We start from the raw sequence: 511 nt of genomic DNA, 5'->3' as shown, positions 1-511 counted from the left end.
CGCGACTGGCTGGGCGCCACCGCGCAGGCGTTGACCTTTTATGGCGGTGTGCCCCAGCTCATCATCCCCGACAACCCGCGCGCCCTGGTGACCAAGGCCGACCGCTACGAGCCGCTGCTGACCGACAGCGTGCAGGACTTTGCCCGTCACTACGGCTGCAGTGTGCTGCCTGCACGCGCTTATCACCCACAGGACAAACCGAAGGTCGAGTTGAGCGTTTTACTGGTCGAGCGCTGGATCCTGGCGCGCTTGCGCAAGCATCAGTTCGCCAGCGTGGTAGGCAAGTCAACGACGCCATCGCCCCTTTGCTGCATTGGCTCAACCAGCGTGCCTTTCAAAAGCTGCCGGGCAGCCGCGCCAGCGTGTTCGCGCAGATCGACGCGCCGGCCCTGATGGCCTTGCCTGTGCAGCCCTGGGAATGGGCGGTCTTCAAGACCGGGCGCTGTCAAGGTAGTTGCCGCAAAAAGTTCGATGCTCAAGCGGCTAGTTTTTGTGTTTGATTCTGATCCTT

The 511-nt window shown here is 62.2% G+C and carries 1 pseudogene; it reads left to right on the top strand.

What is annotated here, in order from left to right:
- A pseudogene (locus ACP7AD_RS18595) lies at positions 1-443 on the top strand (IS21 family transposase); the annotation flags it as partial.
- Positions 444-511: the final 68 nt, after the last annotated feature.

It is taken from the genome of Polaromonas sp. DSP2-3-2b2 (assembly GCF_049895905.1).
Lineage (GTDB): Bacteria > Pseudomonadota > Gammaproteobacteria > Burkholderiales > Burkholderiaceae_C > Polaromonas.
Note: the sequence above shows the minus strand (reverse complement) of the source record. Positions and strands in the feature narration are given on the sequence as shown.